At 70.7% G+C, this 17,531-nt stretch carries 17 protein-coding genes and 1 other RNA gene; 12 read left to right on the forward strand and 6 right to left on the reverse strand.

Annotated features, from left to right (window positions below):
• The 9 genes from ACLIRP_RS01180 to ACLIRP_RS01220 all read left to right on the forward strand — a co-directional run bounded on the left by ACLIRP_RS01180 (position 1) and on the right by ACLIRP_RS01220 (position 10,641).
• Entirely contained in the window at positions 1-738 is a 738-nt protein-coding gene (locus ACLIRP_RS01180) for a hypothetical protein (RefSeq protein WP_412062123.1), read from the forward strand.
• Positions 739-741: 3 nt separating this feature from the next.
• The gene (locus ACLIRP_RS01185; RefSeq protein WP_412062124.1) at positions 742-3,036 is read left to right on the forward strand and encodes a hypothetical protein; all 2,295 of its coding nucleotides are present in this window, start codon (positions 742-744) and stop codon (positions 3,034-3,036) included.
• A gap of 71 nt (positions 3,037-3,107) precedes the next feature.
• The gene (locus ACLIRP_RS01190; protein WP_412062125.1) at positions 3,108-3,389 is read left to right on the forward strand and encodes a ribbon-helix-helix protein, CopG family; all 282 of its coding nucleotides are present in this window, start codon (positions 3,108-3,110) and stop codon (positions 3,387-3,389) included.
• The gene (locus tag ACLIRP_RS01195; protein ID WP_412062126.1) at positions 3,389-3,832 is read left to right on the forward strand and encodes a PIN domain-containing protein; all 444 of its coding nucleotides are present in this window, start codon (positions 3,389-3,391) and stop codon (positions 3,830-3,832) included. Before ACLIRP_RS01190 ends, ACLIRP_RS01195 begins: the two co-directional genes overlap by 1 nt.
• Before the next feature lie 6 nt (positions 3,833-3,838).
• On the forward strand, positions 3,839-6,151 hold the full coding sequence (gene pglZ, locus ACLIRP_RS01200) for a BREX-1 system phosphatase PglZ type B (protein WP_412062127.1): 2,313 nt from the start codon (positions 3,839-3,841) through the stop codon (positions 6,149-6,151).
• 26 nt (positions 6,152-6,177) lie between these two features.
• The gene (gene brxL / locus ACLIRP_RS01205; protein WP_412062128.1) at positions 6,178-8,220 is read left to right on the forward strand and encodes a BREX system Lon protease-like protein BrxL; all 2,043 of its coding nucleotides are present in this window, start codon (positions 6,178-6,180) and stop codon (positions 8,218-8,220) included.
• Between the two features lie 2 nt (positions 8,221-8,222).
• Complete coding sequence (locus tag ACLIRP_RS01210; RefSeq protein WP_412062129.1) at positions 8,223-8,876, forward strand: hypothetical protein; 654 nt, start codon at positions 8,223-8,225, stop codon at positions 8,874-8,876.
• 1,148 nt (positions 8,877-10,024) lie between these two features.
• On the forward strand, positions 10,025-10,264 hold the full coding sequence (locus ACLIRP_RS01215) for a hypothetical protein (protein WP_412062130.1): 240 nt from the start codon (positions 10,025-10,027) through the stop codon (positions 10,262-10,264).
• A 20-nt stretch (positions 10,265-10,284) separates the two neighbouring features.
• Positions 10,285-10,641, forward strand: a complete 357-nt coding sequence (locus tag ACLIRP_RS01220) for a helix-turn-helix domain-containing protein (protein ID WP_412062131.1) — start codon at positions 10,285-10,287, stop codon at positions 10,639-10,641.
• On the opposite strand, the gene ACLIRP_RS01225 is transcribed toward ACLIRP_RS01220, so the two are convergent.
• From ACLIRP_RS01225 to ACLIRP_RS01235, 3 genes are all read right to left on the reverse strand, one after another.
• Complete coding sequence (locus ACLIRP_RS01225; RefSeq protein ID WP_412062132.1) at positions 10,638-11,978, reverse strand: tyrosine-type recombinase/integrase; 1,341 nt, start codon at positions 11,976-11,978, stop codon at positions 10,638-10,640. The two genes, ACLIRP_RS01220 and ACLIRP_RS01225, sit on opposite strands and share 4 nt — an antisense overlap.
• Before the next feature lie 191 nt (positions 11,979-12,169).
• Positions 12,170-12,544: a transfer-messenger RNA gene (gene ssrA, locus ACLIRP_RS01230) on the reverse strand.
• Positions 12,545-12,607: 63 nt separating this feature from the next.
• Positions 12,608-13,054 carry a hypothetical protein gene (locus ACLIRP_RS01235; RefSeq protein ID WP_412062133.1) on the reverse strand — a complete coding sequence of 149 codons (447 nt, stop codon included), beginning with the start codon at positions 13,052-13,054 and terminating at the stop codon, positions 12,608-12,610.
• A gap of 702 nt (positions 13,055-13,756) precedes the next feature.
• Between ACLIRP_RS01235 and ACLIRP_RS01240 the strand changes: the two genes are divergently transcribed.
• Genes ACLIRP_RS01240 through udk form a run of 3 tightly spaced genes read left to right on the forward strand, consistent with a single transcriptional unit; the run spans position 13,757 to position 15,698 of the window.
• A complete protein-coding gene (locus tag ACLIRP_RS01240) occupies positions 13,757-14,077 on the forward strand; it encodes a YtxH domain-containing protein (protein WP_412062134.1) in 321 nt (106 codons plus the stop codon).
• Between the two features lie 30 nt (positions 14,078-14,107).
• Complete coding sequence (locus ACLIRP_RS01245) at positions 14,108-15,019, forward strand: YaaA family protein (protein WP_412062135.1); 912 nt, start codon at positions 14,108-14,110, stop codon at positions 15,017-15,019.
• 55 nt (positions 15,020-15,074) lie between these two features.
• Positions 15,075-15,698, forward strand: coding sequence for a uridine kinase (gene udk / locus ACLIRP_RS01250; protein ID WP_412062136.1), 624 nt, complete (start codon positions 15,075-15,077; stop codon positions 15,696-15,698).
• A gap of 4 nt (positions 15,699-15,702) precedes the next feature.
• On the opposite strand, the gene ACLIRP_RS01255 is transcribed toward udk, so the two are convergent.
• The 3 genes from ACLIRP_RS01255 to ACLIRP_RS01265 all read right to left on the reverse strand — a co-directional run bounded on the left by ACLIRP_RS01255 (position 15,703) and on the right by ACLIRP_RS01265 (position 17,479).
• Positions 15,703-16,188 (reverse strand): RDD family protein, encoded by a 486-nt coding sequence (locus ACLIRP_RS01255; protein WP_412062137.1) that lies wholly within the window; start codon positions 16,186-16,188, stop codon positions 15,703-15,705.
• A 129-nt stretch (positions 16,189-16,317) separates the two neighbouring features.
• Positions 16,318-16,824, reverse strand: a complete 507-nt coding sequence (locus ACLIRP_RS01260) for a J domain-containing protein (protein ID WP_412062138.1) — start codon at positions 16,822-16,824, stop codon at positions 16,318-16,320.
• A 7-nt stretch (positions 16,825-16,831) separates the two neighbouring features.
• Entirely contained in the window at positions 16,832-17,479 is a 648-nt protein-coding gene (locus ACLIRP_RS01265) for a thymidine kinase (protein ID WP_412062139.1), read from the reverse strand.
• Positions 17,480-17,531 lie beyond the last annotated feature (52 nt).

The following is a 17,531-nucleotide window of genomic DNA, read 5'->3' on the forward strand; positions in this document are numbered from 1 at the left end:
ATGTACGTCTTGGTCGACTACGACAACCTCCTCGCTGCCGACAAGGCCCGCCCGCTCCGGGACCTCTCCCAGCGGCTCGCCGACGCGGTATGTGCGGCGGCCCCGGAGCTCCCGGACGTCCTAGACATCCGGTTCTACGGGGGGTGGTACGCCCTCGACGCCGAGGCCGACACGCACGACCCGACACCGCGAGCCCAGGAGCTCATGGCCGCACTCACGGCCCCCGGCGACTTCCCGTTCGTCTACCGCTACGTCCTCCCCGACCAGCCGACGGCGTACGTCCGCGTCCGGGCCAGCCTCGCGCGGTCCTTGCTCGTGGATCCCGCCCGGGATCTCGTCCGAACCCTCAGGCCCAAAGCGCTATCCCAACTCCTTCGGCCCCGTTCCGTCCGCGAGCGGTGCGAGCACGCCGACACGGGCCAGTGCTGCTTGAGGGGGCTCCCCGGCCTCGTCAGGCACCGCGCCTGCCCCGACTGCTCCGTCCCCTCCGCCGACCTCGTCCGCCAGGGGGAGGAGCAGAAGCTCGTCGACACCATGATCGCCGTCGACCTCGTCTACGCCGCCGCCTCGCCCGGCGGCGCGGCGCTCGTCAGCAGCGACGACGACTTCGTCCCGCCCATCTGGCAGAGCGTGGCCACCGGCGGGACGGTCTACCACGTCCACACGCGCCCCGACCGGGTCCTCCGCCCGCACTACCTGCCCGCCGCCGGGCTCGACTACCACTCCCTCGCGCTCTAGCCCATGGACCCCGCCCGACTCGAACAGATCGTCCGAAGCTTCGCCGACCGTGAGGGCGACGTGACTCGCCAGGGGAGCCAACTGCTCGCCGACGTCCACGACGAGCCCATCACCCTCGAACTGTCGGACCGCGAGGGCGTCCTCTACTGCGCCGAGGATGGCGGGCCGACCATGACCGCCTGGCGGTGGGTCACCGAGCGCCTCGGCCGCCTCGACCTCCTCGCCCGGCGGATCGAGGACGCCGTCTCCTCCGACGACCGGACCATCGCCGTCGAGGCCGATGTCGTCGACGTCCTCGACCGCAACCCCGACGCCGAACCGAGCCACAAGCCCGACGCGCTCGCGGCCGTCAGAGAGCTGCTCGATCAGCAGCCCGCCGACACCACCCGCGTCGTTTACCTCACCTCCGACGCCGGCGAAGGCAAGACCAGCCTCATCGAGCAACTCGCGCTCGAGCAGGCCCAGCGGTACCGCGCGGGCGAAGCGTCATGGCTCCTCATGCCCGTCCAACTCGGGGGGCGCCCGTTCATTCGGCTCGACGACGTCATCGTCGGCACGCTCGCCAACCGCCTCCGGTTCAAGCACTACTACTACTCCAGCGTAGTCACGCTCGTCCAAATGGGCGCCATCGTCCTCGCCCTGGACGGGTTCGAGGAGATGTTCGTCGAGACCCGGACCGGTGAGGCCGTGTCCTCTCTCGGCGGGCTCCTCAACCAGTTCAACTCGAAGGGCCGGCTCCTGGTCGCGGCCCGGTCGGCGTACTACAACTACAACGACTTCGAGGCCCAGGCAAAGCTGTTTCAGAGCCTGAAAGACGTCAACGTCGAGTTCGCCGAGGTCAACCTCTGCCGGTGGAAGCGGCCCCAGTTCCTCGCCTTTGCCCAGCGCGCGGGCCTCAACGGAGAAGGCCAGACGCTCTACGACGGGATCGCCAGCCGGATCGAGGACGGGGCCGAGCACCCACTCCTGACGCGGGCCGTCCTCGCGCGGAAACTGATCGAGACGTTCGAGGCCTCCGACGAGAGGGACCAACTCATCGGCCAGCTCACCGAAGCGACCGGCGAGGAGTTCTTCGACCGGTTCGTGACCCAGCTCGTCAACCGAGAAGCCCGGAAGTGGATCCTCCGGAGCACGGACGGGCGGGCCGCCCGACCGATCCTCACCACCGACCAGCACCATGCCGTCCTCATGGCGGTGGCAGAGGAGATGTGGCGGTCGAACGTTGACGCCCTCTCCTTCGACGTCCTCGAAGTCGTTGGGGAGATGGCCACCGAAGGCATGGGCCTACCGGCCGAGGTCTCACAGCAGACGCAGATCCGGCTCCCCCAGCACGCCCTACTCCAGCAGGACGAGGGGGCTAGGGTCTTCCGGTTCGACCACGAGGAGTTCCGGAACTACTACCTCGGGCGACACCTCGCCGACCTTCTCGGTCAGTCTGAGGCCCAGGACCTCCGCTCGTTCCTGGACACCAGCACACTCCCCGACCTCACCGTCCGGGTGGCCGTCGAGCGACTGCTCCGGGTCTACGAGGTTTCCGTCGAGGACGTGCTCCAACTGCTCAGTCAGACGGCGCGCGGCGGGCACCGAACTTCGTATCTCCGCTCATCAGCAGGGCAAATCGCCCTCGCGCTTCTCGGCGCTCGGTCCCACCCGGACACCGTCGCTGTCGAGAACATCTACGTTCGCGCTCAACACGCCGCGTTCGGGGCACTCCGCGACGTCACGTTCCGGGACTGCGTGTTCGAGCGGTTCCCGTTCGACGGGAGTCGGCATTCTGGGCTCACGTTCGAGCGGTGCAGCGTCATGAACATGGTCCTCGACGTGGACCTCCGAGACGCCCAGGCGTCGTTCGACGAGCCAAGCATCCCGGCCGAGCTGTCCATGGTCTCAGACGAGGAGCCCGGCGGCTCCGAGGCATTGAGCCACTACGACCCCGCGTCCATCCGTGATCAACTCCGACACGCGGGGTTCGACCTCGGGGGGGACCGCACCTCGCAGCCTGCGGAGCCGCCACCCACGGCGGACGCCGAGCTTGCTCTCGCAGACCGGCTCCTGCGGCTGTTCCAGCGAGCCACCACGGTCCACGAAGGCGTCTTCGAAACCCACCTCCGACGGTCGTGGCCGCAAGCGCGTCAAACATTGGACGCGCTCTTGGAGGCGGGCGTCCTTCGCGAGCTTCCGAACAAGGTCGTGGGGGTGCACCGCCAGTTCCGACTGGCGCGGTCGTTTGACGAACTCGAAGCAGCCCAACGCAAGTCTCGTGGCGAGTTCGCTGCTTTCCTGGACGCCCTGCGCTGAGAGCCCCCCTGACGAAGGGATGGATCTGTCGGACTCTTTGTACATTACATACATCACGCGCCGCCGCTCCGATGGAACCCATGGTCCGCAAGCAGCTCTACCTCACGCCCGCCCAGGACCGGGCGCTCAAAGAGCGCGCTCGCCGAGAGCACCGCTCCGAGGCCGACCTCGTCCGCCAGGCCGTAGACCTGTTGCTCGACGACGGCGCAAAGGCCCAGGCGGCGGTCGACGACCTCCAGCGCTTCGTCGAGCGGGTCAACGCGGAGCACCCCGCCGAGCCCCGGGCATCTGGGGAGGGGCGCGGCTGGACCCGCGACGAGCTCTACGACGGCCGGCTCTCGCGGTGGTCCTGATGACGCCACGGGTCGCGCTCGATTCCAACGTCCTCATCTACGCCTTCGACTCCGGCGCGCCGGGCAAGCAGGCTCGGGTCCACGAGATCCTCGCCCGGTTCGGCGGGACGGGCGCCGTGGTCCCCGCCCAGGCGCTCGCCGAGTCGTCGCGCGTGCTGCTGGTGAAGCGCCGGCCGCCGCTGACGCCCGACGAGACGGCGGGCTACGTCCGGCGTCTCGCGGCCGTGTTCTCCGTCGAGCCGCTCACCGAGGCCGTCGTTCAGGAGGCCATCCGCGGCGTCGACGCCCACGGGCTCTCTTACTTCGACGCCCAGATCTGGGCCGCGGCCAAGAACGCGGGGGCGGCCGTCCTGCTCACCGAGGACTTCCAGGACGACCAGGAGGTCGAGGGCGTCCGGTTCGTCAACCCCTTCGCCGAGGCCTTTGACCTCGCCGCGCTCTAGCTGCCCGTGACCCTCCTCGACGCCCTCGCCGACGCCCTCCAGCGCGCCCTCGCCTCCACTCCGGGCGAGGAGGCGCTCCCCGCCGCCGTGATGTGGCCGGACGCCCTCGGGGCCTGGTCGTCCCTCGTCCCGCTCCTGCGCGAGCGGCTCCCCGGCCTGCTCTCTCTCGGCGACTACGACCCCGAGTCGGGCCGGGGCCCCGCGCTCTGGCTCCGCTGCGCCGTCGACGGCACGCTCGCCTCGTCTCCGGTCCCCGAAGGCACGACGCCCATCCTCCACTTGCCAGGCGTCGGCCGCTCCACGCTCCGCGTCGTCGAGGCCCTCCCGCCGGACCTCGTGGCCCTCGCCGACCTCCCCTTCCGCGGCACCGTCTTCGGCCCGGAGGGTGGCAAGGACTGGACGCCCCTCTCGTTCCTCCTCAACGCTCGCGACGGCCTGGGCCTAGATGTCGCCCGGGATACGGCCACCTCGGAGGCGCTCGCCCGCGCGCTCCCGGTCTTCGCCCGGGAGGACGTCGCCTCGATGAAGGGCAAGCGCCTTGACGCCGCGACCTTCGACGGCCTGATCGTCGAGGATCCGGCCCGCGACGTGCTCCGCTGGCTCGACGACCCCGAGGGCTTCCGAGCCGAGTCCGACGACGCGCGCTGGACCACGTTCGCTGGCGTCGCCCGCGTCCGCTACGGGGTGGACCCCGAGGCCGACGGTCCCCTCGCCGCTGCGCGCAAGCTGGGCGAGGCGGAAGGAGCCTGGACCGCCGTCTGGGACCGGTTCGCGGAGACGCCCTCCAGCTACAACGCCGTCCCGGATCTCCTCGAGAAGGCGGCACCGGCCACGCTTGGCGGACTCTTCGGCGCTCAGGCCGGTCGGTGGCCCCAGGTCAACGACGACGCCGAGGACGCCCTCCGCGACGCGCTCCTCAAGGTCGGCGGGCTCCCCGCGGAGGAGGCGGCTCCCCGAGTCGCCCACCTCGACGCCGAGCACGGCCCCCGCCGCGGCACGGCCTGGGCCGCCCGCCAACGCGCCCCGCTCGCCGTCGCCCTCGACGCCCTCGTCCGCCTCGCCCAGGCCACGGACCGGCCCCTTTCGGGCGACTCTCCGGAGGCGCTCGCCCTGGCGTACGCCGACGGCGGGCACGCGGCCGACGGCGCGGTCATGGACGCGCTCGCGGCCGTCTCGCGCCAGCCCGACCTCGACGCCGTCGCATCGGCAGCCCGGGCGCTCTACCTCCCGTGGCTCGACGCCCACGCCCGACGGCTCCAGGAGCTCGCCGGCGACACGCCGCCCCGTCCCGACCTCCCCGGCGACCTCCCGGACGGCACGGCCGTCCTCTTCGTCGACGGGCTCCGGGCCGACGTCGGCGCCCGGCTGGCCGAGGCCCTCAACGCCTGCGGCCTCGACGTCGAACGCGCGCACACCTGGGCCGCGCTCCCCTCCGTCACCCCCACGGCGAAGCCCGCCGCGTCCCCCGTCGCAGGTCGGCTCGGGCCGGGCGCGGACCCGCCGCCGAAGTTCGCGACGGCGCTCCCGGACGGGAAGGCGCTCACTATCGACCGCTTCCGGTCCGTGCTAGCCGACGCTGGAATCGAGGTGCTCCGGGCACCCGAGACCGGGAGCGGGTCTGGGGCCGCGTGGACCGAGACCGGCGAGATCGACAGCGCCGGCCACCACCACGAGCTCCGCCTGGCCCACCGGCTCCCGGACCTCGTCGAGCGCGTCACCGAGCGGATCGAGGCGCTCCTCTCCGCCGGGTGGACGGCGGTCCGCGTCGTGACCGACCACGGGTGGCTCCTCGTCCCCGGCGGGCTCCCCAAGCACCCGATCGCTCTCGCGCTCGCCAACGACAGGTGGGGGCGGTGCGCCCTCGTCAAGCAGGACGCCGACGTCTCCGGTCTCCCCGTCGTCCCGTGGCACTGGAACGCTGACGTCCGCGTCGCGCTGGCGCCCGGCGTGTGCGCCTTCACGGAGGGCTACACCTACACCCACGGCGGCCTCTCCCTCCAGGAGTCCGTCGTCCCCACGCTCACCGTGACCCGGGCGGCGGGGGAGGGGGGACACCCAGTCTTGGAGGACCTCCGCTGGGTTGGCTTCCGGCTCCGAGTCTACCTCAGCGAGACGGGGGGAGCCGTGACGGCCGAGCTCCGCACCCGGGCCGCCGACCCCGCCTCCAGCGTGGCCAGTCCCGCATCGTTCGACGACGCCGGCTCCGCGGCGCTCCTCGTCGAGGACGACCGGTTGGAGGGCGACCCCGCCGTCCTCGTCCTCCTTGACGCCGACGGCCGACTACTCCTGCAACACGACGTTGTCATCGCCCAGCCGTAGCGTCCAGACCCCTTCAACCCCTACCGATGAACGACGAGCTCGACACCCTTGCCGCCCGGGCCTTCGACGGGTACGTCGTCCGCAAAGACCTCGTCCGCCGGTTCAAGGGCCAGTACCCCGTCCCCACCTACGTCGTCGAGTTCCTGCTCGGCCGCTACTGCGCCTCGTCCGACCCGCAGGAGATTGAGGAGGGCTTGGCCGTCGTCGCGCGCCAGCTCTCGGAGCGGGCGGTCCGGGCCGGGGAGGAGGAGCTGTTCAAGAGCCGCGCCCGCGAGCAGGGTCGGATCCGCATCCTCGACATCATCACGGCCCGGCTCGACGCCAAGACCGACTCGTACCTCGCCGAGCTCCCGAGCCTCCGGCTCCGCGACATCCGCATCTCGCCCGACCTCGTCCAGCAGCACGAGCGGATGCTCACAGGCGGGTTCTACGCCGAGGTCGAGGTGTCGTACGACGCCGTGATCGCCCAAGAGGCCTCGGGGCGCCCCTTCGCCGTCGACACCCTCCGGCCCATCCAGCTCTCGCGCCGCGACGTGCTCGACCCCTTCTACGAGGGCCGAGCCCAGTTCAGCGACGCCGAGTGGCGGTCGTTCCTCCTCCGCTCCGTCGGGTTCGAGCCCTCCGAGCTCCCGGAGCGGGCATGCGATGTCCTCCTGCTCCGGATGATCCCGTTCGTCGAGCGGAACTACAACGCGGTCGAGCTCGGGCCCCGGGGGACCGGCAAGAGCCACCTCTACCAGCAGGTCTCGCCCTACGCCCACCTGATCTCGGGCGGCAAGGCCACGGTCGCCCGGATGTTCGTCAACAACGCGACGGGCCAGCGCGGCCTCGTGTCGCAGTACGACGTCGTGTGCTTCGACGAGGTGTCTGGCGTGTCCTTCGACCAGAAGGACGGCGTCAACATCATGAAGGGGTACATGGAATCCGGCGAGTTCAGCCGGGGCCGCGAGAGCATCCGGGCCGACGGCGGGATCGTCTTGGTCGGCAACTTCGACGTCGACGTCGAGCACCAGCAGCGCGTCGGCCACCTGCTCTCGCCGCTCCCCCCCGAGATGCGGAGCGACACGGCGTTCATGGACCGGCTCCACGCCTACTTCCCTGGCTGGGACGTCCCCAAGCTCTCGCCGGCCCTCTTCACGGGGCACTTCGGGCTCGTCAGCGACCTCCTCGCCGAGTGCTGGACGCGCCTCCGGAGCCAGAGCCGGTCGAGCGTCCTCGACGGGCGGGTCGCCCTCGGTGGCGCGCTCTCCGGTCGCGACCTCACGGCCGTGCGGAAGACGGTCAGCGGCCTCATCAAGCTCATGTCACCCGACCCCGAGGCCCCCGTCTCGGACGAGACGCTGGAGTGGGCCGTCCGCCTGGCCCTCGAAGGGCGTAGGCGCGTCAAGGAGCAGCAGAAGCGGATCGGGTCGGCCGAGTTCCGCGCGACCAGCTTCAGCTACCAGATGGGCGTCGACGGCGTCGAGGAGTTCGTGACGACGCCCGAACTCCGCGACCAGAGCCAGATCGGGGCCGACCCGCTCCCGCCCGGCCAGGCGTGGACGGTCAGCCCGGGGTCGGGGGACGACCTTGCCGGGCTCTTCCGCGTCGAGACGACGGAAGGACCCGGCAATGGCGTCCGGATCCTCAACCGCCCGGCCCCACCCCCGTTCTCGGAGGCCGTCCGGTGCGCCGAGCAGAACCTTTACGCGAAGGCCCAGGGCCTCGTCGGCGACCGGGACCCGCGGGCCCACGCGTTCACGGTCCAGCTCCTCTCGTTCGACGCGACGAAGACGGGCGGCGGCACGGGCGTGGCGGTCCTCCTCGCCCTCTGCGGGTCGCTCCTCGGCAAGAGCCTCCGGGGTGGGCTCGTGGTCGTCGGATCGCTCAACCTCGGCGGCTCCATCGAGGACCTGTACAACGCGGTATCCGTCGCCGAGATCGCCGTCGAGAAGGGGGCCGAGACCCTTCTCATGCCGGTCTCGGCCCGGCGCCAGCTCCTCGACCTCTCCGACGACATGGCCGCCCGGCTCAACGTCCAGTTCTACACCGACGCCCGAGACGCCCTGCTCAAGGCGCTTGCCGACTGACCATGGGACTCCGCGCCTGGAAGTCGTACCAGGCCCTCTGTAAGGAGGGCCACCACCCCCGCCGGATGGGGTTCCGCTGCGACCGCGGGGACCTCAACCGGTTCGAGGCTCGGGTACGCCTCGCGCACTCGTTCGAGGGCGTGCGTCTGCGAGGCTACAAGGAGGAGACCGAACAGGGCTACGGCTCGCTCATCCGTGCGGCCCTGGCCTACTCCGCGGTCGAGTCTCTCCGAGGTGCCTTGGGTTACAAGGCCGACCACGAGTTCGGCCCGGACCTCGGGGGCCACGACAGCGCCGAGGTGGTTCGGCGGTTCCGAGAGGCCGACATCGAGGACCGGTTCGGCCACTTCGTGCGGGACCGCGTGAACGACCGTCTCAAGCGTCGGCTGGAAGCGCTCTACGCCGACGGCCCGGGTCCCGACGCCAGCATGGTGCACCTTGGGGCGGGGCTACGGCACATCTTCGTCCACGGCCACCTCACGCCGTCCGCTCGCAAGGTGCCGCCCCGCCGAGCGGCCCAGGCCTGCGACGTCGTCACCCACGCGCTGCTCGGCTTTGTCGACGACGCGTTCGCGTCGCGCGTCGAGTCCTACGCCTCGGGGCTCGGATGCCAGAGTCACGCCGGACCTGCGAGCGCGAGGCCACGACACGCGTAGGTGGCCGGGCCGACTCGCGCAAGAAGGGACTAGAACGCCGAGCGAAGCGCTGGAAAGGGGGGTGTCCGAGGCGGGGGCGCCTGGCGGGGTTAGAGCGGTGGCAACCGCCGAGGCGCCGTTGCTCCCCGTAGAACGGCGTGTGAAGACTCGTTCACGTCTAATCCATAGCCTGAGATTGCAGGGAGACACCTGGCGCCAAGTTGGACCGATGTCCCCCATACGGCCTCCAATCCGCGTCGGGAAGGTTGGCGGGGCCAACGAGGCGCCAAGCCGGGACACATACTGGGGGTACCTCGCGGGCGCGGCGAGACGAGCGAAGCGAGTCGAGCTCTATCGGTACACACCAAAAGACAGTAGAGACCAAGACGACTGGATCTTCCAACCCTCGACGAGAAGACGAAGAAGCACTAGGTACTCAAGAGGCGAGAGGGACACGAGCCACGCACGTAGCAGGGCGCCCGCGGGCGCGCCCTCGCGAGGCCGCCGGTCGGTCTGGGGCGGGCGTCGCGTCGTGAGCCAACGACACACATACCCTTTCGGGGCGTGTCACCTCCGAGGGGGCACGAACAAGCCCGATCGGCGTGTACGGACCTGTACGCCCATTTCGCTTCTGGTCGGCCTCTGGGCCGCTCCGCAAACGAGGGGTACGACCGTCGTTCGCGAGGGGTACAGCCGTGACGGCTGAGGGGCACAACCGCAGCGCCCTCGGCAACGCTCTGCAGCAGGGACCGGTGGCGGTCTCGGAGACGATGGCCGAACGACGATAGGGGTTCGGTCGACTGCGTGACGGCTTCGGACGCCGGCGGGGTGGGCGCGGAGCAGACGTGGCAGACCTCGCACGGCTATCGCGGGACTCCAACACCTCGCAGGGCGCGGCGGGCCCTTTCTAAGGGCCGCGCTTAGCCCGGTCGGGCGACAAACCTTAGGCGCAGTCCGCTAAGATGGTCTCCGTGCTCACCGACCTACGACTCCTCAACGCCATGCCCCTCCGGATTGCCGAGCCTGCCGGCCCCCACCTCCCGTCCGGTCCCAGCGAGCTCGGCCTTGACCGCACGCTCGACCGCTCTCTCTCAGGCCTCCCGTTGGCCGTCTGCGTCTGTGACCACTGCAGCTACTGCGCCAACTTGATCTCTTCCGAGGACCTACCCGTGACCCTCAAGGTCCTGATGGCCCTCGACGGGGTGACGGACCCGCGGGAGGGAGAAATGAACTGGGATCTCCGGACGCGAGAGGTGACCTACCGGGGAGCGCACACTGGCATGTACCTCGACTGCACCGGTGCCCCGGTCCGGCCGACGGGCGAGCCGGTTGCTACGCCCCAGCGCCACGCCGCTGTCGGCCAGACCTACGAGCGCTGCCTGCGCGAGCGCGGCGGCTCCTCCGTGTAGACATGCAGCACGGAACCCCTATGTCTCCGCTCCGACCCCGCATCGTCGCCGAGCACCCGGCCCTCGACGCTTGCCGCGCCGTAGGCGTCGATCCGCACGCCCCTTCGGGTTCGCTGACGGCGGCGGAGCTCATCGAGGCGCTCGCCCGGCGGCTCGAAGGCCCGCCGTCGCCCGTCGTCCCCGAGTGGCTCCCGACACGCGAGGCAGCCCGCTACTGCCGGGTGAGTACGAAGACGCTCCAGGCGTGGGCAAACTCCTCCGACGTCATTGAAGTCCGACGCGGCTCGGGCCGGGCGCCCTCGCGCTACCTCCGGTCGAGCCTCGATGCCTACCTGGGGGAGAAGCACGACATCCCCACTCTGTGCCAGGCGGCCTAGACCTCTGAGTTGCCGGAGCCGTCCGGCCGCGCGAGGGCGCCGAGGAGCGATGCGTCGACCGAGGTGGTGTCAAACGAGGCTAAGTAGGTCTCCGTCGTCGATAGCCGCGACTGCGTGAGGATCTTCGACACGTCGTAAACGGGCACACCTTCCTTCCGGAGGTGGTCCGCCAGCGAGTGGCGCGCGGAGTGGAGGTTGATCCGCTTACCGCCGACGACGGGCCAGTCCCGCTCTTCGCGCTCGAGGGCGATATACTTCCGGGCGAGGGCCTTGGCAGCCGAGAGCTGGCGCGTGAGCTCGACCCGGTCCGCCTCGACACCCTCGGCGAGCATGCCAAACACGTACATCGACGGCTCGGTCCCGCCAGGGCCAGTCCGGGGGCGCCACCGGTCGAGGATGGTCTGGGCCTGGGGCGCGAGGGCCGCGTTGGCGCGCGCGCCGGTCTTCTGCGTCGAGATCTTGATCCGCCCACCGGCGACGTTGTCCCACTTGAGGAGGAACACGTCGCCGATCCGGAGCCCGCCGAGGAAGAAGGACGCGCACCACCAGTCCCGCGTGTCTGCGCGGCGGCCAGTGAGGTCATCCTCGAAATACTCCATGACCTGTTCGTAGCTGAGGCGAGGTTTCTCGACGGACACTTTCTTGACCTCGACGTCGAGCGCCGCCTCGTGCGCTTCTCGCGCTCCGTCGACACGCGCTTTCATTGCCCGGCGGAGCAGGGTCCGGACGATCGAGATCTGCTTCTCGACGTAGTTGGGAGCGTGGCCGCAGCCGTACCCCGGCCCTCCGGGGTGGCCCTTCGGGGGCTTCGGCGCTTCGAGCCGGTTGCGGTGGGCCAGGAGCACTGGCAACGTGAGTCCAGAGGCCGTCACCCGCACGCCGACGCCCTGGGCGACCAACGAGTCCCGCAGGTTGTTGACCGCGCTCGTGTAGGCCTTCGACGTCGTGACTTTGCCACGTTCCCAATACTGCTCGCGTACCTCGCGCTGCATCCAGTCGAGGATGGGTGGGGCGGGCTTCGGGGAAGCGGTCTGCGGATGGACGGCCTTGATGACGGCCTCTTTGATCCGGTCGACCGATACGTTCCGCCCCCCCGAGAGCACAGCCTCAGCGCCCGCCTTCTGGGCTCGCGCCAAGCGCTCCGACAACAACGCCGAGAGCGCCTCGTGGTCGCGGTGGGTGGCACGGAGCTCCTGGCGCTTCGGGTTCCAGTGCTTGGGCTCGACGCTAATGGCGAGCGAGACGAGGCGCTCCTTGCCCTCGTGGGACACCCGGACATAGACGGGCTGGGCGCCTTTCCGGTCGGACTTAGGCTTCTGGACGAGCGTGATCTTCATCGGGTCCGATCGTGGGGGATGGGTACCTGATAATACTCACGGTCGAGAGTCGAACTCTCATGGGTCTGACTCTGGGTCCGGCAGTAGTCACCCCATTGTTCCAACGGACTTCCGAGTGAAGGTGCCTAATGTGGCCACTAGACAGCAAAAAGCCCCGTAGCGAGGAGGTCGTCCAAGCTACGGGGCTTTAAGAGTGGAGATGCCGGGAGTCGAACCCGGGTCCGAGAGGCGCTACAGTCCAGGCGTCTACGCGCGTAGTCAGCGCTTCAAAATCTTTGCTCGCGGGGCGTGGCCCGCTGACGGGCTTCCCCGCGAGCGCAGGCTGGTTGGGTCTCGTCCGTCACGCTCAGCCGGAGCGTTCAGGACCAGCTCACTCTAGTCGGTGCCTCGTGAAACGATAGTGAGCGTCCGTCTCACGAGACAGCTAGCGGCGTGGTTACGCGGCCAGCGAGTAGGAGTAGTCGTTCGCAGCTACAATTGCGTTCCGATGGGTCTTGCGGGCGTATCGGACACCACCCGGCGCGCAGCCTGCCGCACACACTTCTCGTCGAAACCGTGTCATCCCCAAAGAACAGTCGCGGGCCGAGGCCCCCGATGGAGACACAACGTACGCACAGACGGTGCGGTGCCTACTCGGTCGCGTCTTCATCTCGGTCGCGTGGTGTCCCGAGCGGGACGAGGCCGCGCTCGGCGAGCGCCTCCGAAAGCGGCCCCAAGATTCGCTGGCGCATCGCGCCGTCGAGCGCGTACACCTTCGAGCGGCCTCCCAAAACGGACCGGCGCTCGGCGCGAACGTAGACGCGGACGAACCCGCCGTCGAGCGGCACCAAATCCAATGCGGCCGACGTCGACGACGTGAGGCCGGCACCGACGTCGCGCGGGGCGGTCGTCACGACGGCGGGGTCGAGCGACTCGGCGACGGTCCACCCGGCGGCCTCGGCGGCCTCCCGCAGTCGGTCCGTCACGTCCGCCTCCGTAGCGCGGACCTCGTAGTCGCGGTACGGCGGGCTCAGCCGGGGCGCGCACGCGGCGAGGGTGGCGAGGAGTACGAAGAGGGCGGCAGCGCGGACCATCATGCCCGAGGGTACCACGCGCACGCTACCGGTGGCAGGGACAAAAAAAAGCCGGGCGGACACGCTCACCCGTGCGTGTCCGCCCGACGTGTGCGGAGGCCGAAGCCTGATCGCACGGTATCGCTCTTTCACCCCGAGCACTGCCCGGTATGCTCCGCCCTTATACAATGGGCGTGCCAACCCGGCGTCCAGCGCCGTGAACAGCGCGGACACGCGCGAATCGATGCCCACGCCGACGGGCGCGCGGGTGTCTGTCCTGCACAGGGGACAGGCGCGTCGCCAATCCGCTACGCTGTGACCAGGTGCAATGGCTCGCGAGCGCCCAAAACGAGGCCTAAGGGCTTGTCTGTCCGGTCGCCGCGTGAAACCTCGGTCAGGAGACGCCCCTGGGCAGTCGGTACGTCCGCAGGGCCCTACCTTTGCTCTCTACGGCCCGTACCGACCACTCAACCAGCCTCGGCCAACCCTATGCCCTGCGGCAAAAAGCGCAAGCGTCACAAGATCGCGACCCACAAGCGGAAAAAGCGGCTCCGGAAGAACCGCCACAAGAAGAAGGGCCGCTAGGTCCCTCGGTCGCCTGGTTCACCGCAGGGGGCCCCTCCGAATCTGCCGAGCCAGGCCGTCTCCCAGGGTGGAGGCGGCCTGTTTCGGGATTGCCCCGGCCGGCCCGCCGTTATCTTGCGGGCCGTCCCCCCTCAGAACCTCATGAGTCAGCGTAGTCGAGCCGTCCGGGCCTCCATCTGGGGGTTCCTCGTTGGGAGTGCCGCCGGTGTCACCGTCGGCCTGCTGCTGGCGCCCGACGAGGGCCGCCAGCTCCGCCGCCGCGCCGCGTACCTCTTGGACCGGTGGGCCGGCGACCTCGCGGCCGTCGTCGACCGGCTCGACGGGTCGGGTGCCTCGAACGACGCCCGCGCGCGCGCCGACGCGCTCGTGGCCGACGCCCGCCAGCAGGCCGAAGACCTCCTGTCCGAAGCCGACGCCCTGATCTCGCAGGCCCGCCTCGGCCGCTCCGGCGACGGCGCCTAGCGCCCCGCCCTCCTCTCTCCCCGGCACACGTTGCGTTTTACGATTCTCCTCCCCAGCGCGGAGGGCAAGGAGCCGGGGGGGAATCCCCTGGCGCCCGACATGTTCGACTACCGCTCGTCGAACACGTTCAACTACTTCTCGGACCTCAACCCGGAGCGCCGCGCGCTCATCGACGCCCTGCAGGCCGAGATCCGGGCGGCCGACGACGCCGCGCTCGAAAAGCTCTTCGGCGTCAAGGGCGACACGCTGCAGAAGGCCGTCGACGCCAACCTCGGCATCTACCGGAGCCCGCTGATGGCGGCCGTCGACCGCTACGGGCCGGGCGTGATGTACGCCGCGACCGACTTCGCCGGGCTCCCGACGGGCTCCCAGCGCCGCCTCCTCGAGAACGGCGTCATCTTCTCGGGCCTGTTCGGTCTGCTCCGCCCGGACGACCTCATCCCGGACTACCGGCTCAAGATGGACGCCAAGGTGGCGGGCATCGGCAAGGCCTCGACGTACTGGCGCGAGCCGCTCTCGAAGGCGCTCAACAAGCTCGTCGACGGGCACGCCGTCTGGAACCTGCTGCCGGCCTCGCACGAGGCGGCGTGGGACGACGCCGAGACGTACGGCCGGATGATCCGCGTCAAGTTCTACCGCGAGGACGAGGCGGGCGAGCGGACGGCCGTCTCGCACGGCGTCAAGGAACTGCGGGGGGCGCTGGTGGCCTACATCGTCAACGAGACCGCCGACAGCGCCGACGCGCTCGACCTGTGGGAGCCGCCGGACGGCTACGAGGTCGACCACGAAGAGACCGAGCTCAACGAGGCCGGGGGGGGCACCGTCGTGATGGTGTCGAGCCCGGGCTGGGAGACGCGCCGCGCCGCCCGCCGCAAGGCCCGCGCCCAGCTCGAGGCCGAGGCCGCTGCCGCCAAGCGCGCCCGCGAAGAAGAGGACGACTAGCTCGCGAGGGACCTGGGGCGCTTGCGCGCGCCGCCGTCCTGCATCCCGCACCACCATGTCTGTCGTCATCGGGATCGCCGGGGGCTCCGGCTCGGGCAAAACGACCGTCCAGCGCAGGGTGATGGAGCGGTTCGGCACGCGCCGGATCGCGCTCCTCGACCACGACGCCTACTACCGGCCGCTCGACCACCTCTCGCCGGACCAGCGGGCGCGGTTCAACTTCGACCACCCGGACGCGCTCGAGACCGACTTGATGGTGGCCCACCTCGACCGCCTGCTCGCCGGCGAGCCCATCGAGAAGCCGACGTACTCGTTCGAGACGCACAGCCGGCTGGCGGCGACCGAGCGGCTCGACCCGCGGCCCGTCATCCTGGTCGAGGGCATCCTCGTCCTTGCCGAGCCGGCCTTGCGCGAGCGGATGGACGTCAAGCTGTTCGTCGACGCCGCGCCCGACGTGCGGCTGATGCGGCGGATGGAGCGCGACTTGCACGAGCGCGGGCGGTCCGTGGAGTCCGTCCTGGCGCAGTACCGGCGGACCGTCCGGCCGATGCACCTCGAGTTCGTCGAGCCGAGCAAGCGGTACGCGGACGTGATCATCCCGCGCGGCGGCCAGAACCAGGTGGCCATCGACATGGTGCTGGCGCGCGTCGACTCGCTGCTCGACCGCGACCGCGCCTAGCGGTTTAGTGGCGGGCCTCGATGACGCGCGTCTGGGCGATCCGGTCGCCCGCGCGGCGGCCGGCGGGGTCGACGGCCACCAGCACCGACTCGGCCGCGAGCACGGCGGCGCCGATGTAGAGCAGGACCTCGCCAAAGGGGATGCCCCGGTACCCGCCGATGAGGTACAGCACGGCGCCCAGCGCGACGGCCCCGGCGACGGTCGCGTTTCGGCGCGCGGAGACCGTCCAGTCCATCGGCTCGCCGCTCATGCGGTACGGGCGGATCCCGAGCCACCGCTTGCCCAGCGATCGCGAGCCCCACTCGGCGTACGGGAGGCCATCGCGGAGGAGGAGGTAGGCCGCGCCGAGCAGCAGGCCGACCCCGAACATCCGGCCCTTGAGCACGCCCGGCACGACGGCGGCGGGCGTGAGCGCGAGGAGCAGGGCGAGGACGCCGTCGAGGAGGGCCGCGGCGAAGCGGCGGACGCGGACCGGGCGGGCCGTCGGCATGGGGGGAGCGGGGGACCGCCCGGACGATACCGAGGCGCGGCGGCGGCGGCACGGAGATCTCGGAGAATCCTGACGCGACTGTGCGCGTCAGTGCTCTGAGCCTACCGGCCGGCGCGCGCGGGGCCGCCGTCAGTCGCCGAGGTGGCGCTTGAAAAAGGCGTAGGCCTCGTTGATCGCCTTCGTCTCCTCCTCAGCCAGCCGCTGGAGCTTGACCCCGAGCCCGACGCAGCGGTCGGGGTGATACGCCACGACGAGCCGGCGGTAGTGGACGCGGAGCACGTCGGCGGTGACAGGGCCGGGCGGGAGGTCGAGGACGGCGCGGTGGACGGCCTCGGGCGAGGGCGGCCGGACCGGCGCGCGGTCGGGGTGGGGCTCGGGACCGCTGGCGCCGGCCGCGACGCGGGGGCCCCGGGCCTTCTCGCGGCGCATCCGCTCGCGGTGGATCCGCTCGCGCATGGCGGTGGCGCGGGCCTCGCGCGAGCTGTAGAACGCCCGGCCCGATCCGTCGGCCGCGGCGCGGCTCTCACGCGCCGAGATCGACCCGCCCGACCGCTTGAGGTCGCCCAGCCAGCCGCCCACGACCGACACCAGCAGCATCGCGACGGCGAGGGCGGTACCGATGGTGACGAGGGACACGGCGGGGCTAGGCGTCGGTGGCGAGCGGGAGCGTGGCGGCGGGCACGGCGGCGGGGAGCGCGACGGGCGCGGCGGCGACGGCCTCGGGCCGGAAACAGGTTCGGCACCGCGGTTCGTACGCCTCGGCCTCCCCGACCAAGACGCGCGCGCCGTCGGCGACGATCCGCTGGGAGTGGTTGGCCGGCGCGCCGCACCGCACGCAGACGGCGTGGAGCTTGGTCACGTGCTCGGCGACGGCCATCAGCTGGGGGACCGGGTCGAACGGGCGGCCGAGGTAGTCCTGGTCGAGCCCGGCCACGATCACGCGGCGCCCCTCGCGCGCCAGGACCTGGACGACGTCGACGAGCTCGGGCCCGAAAAACTGGGCCTCGTCGATCCCGACCACACTCGCGTCGCCCGCCAGCAGCAGCATCGGCTCGGCGGTGTGGACGACCTCCGACGGCATGGCCGTCGCGTCGTGGCTGACGACCTCGGAGTCGTGGTAGCGGGTGTCGAGGGCGGGCTTGAAGAGGGCCACCTTTTGGCGGGCGAACCGGGCGCGCTTGAGGCGCCGGAGCAGCTCCTCGGTCTTGCCCGAGAACATGCTCCCGCACACGACTTCGACCCAGCCGCGCCGCTGGCCGTCCTCAGTTCGGGTGTAGACGTGGGGTTCCATGGCGGGAAGGTACAGGGCGGCGGCGAGGGCAGGACGCATCCGACGCGGATCC

This window comes from Rubrivirga halophila (genome assembly GCF_046845755.1).
Classification (GTDB): domain Bacteria; phylum Bacteroidota; class Rhodothermia; order Rhodothermales; family Rubricoccaceae; genus Rubrivirga.

Coding starts and splice junctions, on each gene's coding strand:
- ACLIRP_RS01220 (WP_412062131.1), top strand. CDS start 10,285: ATGTCTCCGCTCCGACCCCGCATCGTCGCCGAGCACCCGGCCCTCGAC.
- ACLIRP_RS01190 (WP_412062125.1), top strand. CDS start 3,108: ATGGAACCCATGGTCCGCAAGCAGCTCTACCTCACGCCCGCCCAGGAC.
- ACLIRP_RS01185 (WP_412062124.1), top strand. CDS start 742: ATGGACCCCGCCCGACTCGAACAGATCGTCCGAAGCTTCGCCGACCGT.
- ACLIRP_RS01240 (WP_412062134.1), top strand. CDS start 13,757: ATGAGTCAGCGTAGTCGAGCCGTCCGGGCCTCCATCTGGGGGTTCCTC.
- ACLIRP_RS01255 (WP_412062137.1), bottom strand. CDS start 16,188: ATGCCGACGGCCCGCCCGGTCCGCGTCCGCCGCTTCGCCGCGGCCCTC.
- ACLIRP_RS01265 (WP_412062139.1), bottom strand. CDS start 17,479: ATGGAACCCCACGTCTACACCCGAACTGAGGACGGCCAGCGGCGCGGC.
- udk (WP_412062136.1), top strand. CDS start 15,075: ATGTCTGTCGTCATCGGGATCGCCGGGGGCTCCGGCTCGGGCAAAACG.
- ACLIRP_RS01180 (WP_412062123.1), top strand. CDS start 1: ATGTACGTCTTGGTCGACTACGACAACCTCCTCGCTGCCGACAAGGCC.
- ACLIRP_RS01195 (WP_412062126.1), top strand. CDS start 3,389: ATGACGCCACGGGTCGCGCTCGATTCCAACGTCCTCATCTACGCCTTC.
- brxL (WP_412062128.1), top strand. CDS start 6,178: ATGAACGACGAGCTCGACACCCTTGCCGCCCGGGCCTTCGACGGGTAC.
- ACLIRP_RS01235 (WP_412062133.1), bottom strand. CDS start 13,054: ATGATGGTCCGCGCTGCCGCCCTCTTCGTACTCCTCGCCACCCTCGCC.
- ACLIRP_RS01210 (WP_412062129.1), top strand. CDS start 8,223: ATGGGACTCCGCGCCTGGAAGTCGTACCAGGCCCTCTGTAAGGAGGGC.
- ACLIRP_RS01225 (WP_412062132.1), bottom strand. CDS start 11,978: ATGAAGATCACGCTCGTCCAGAAGCCTAAGTCCGACCGGAAAGGCGCC.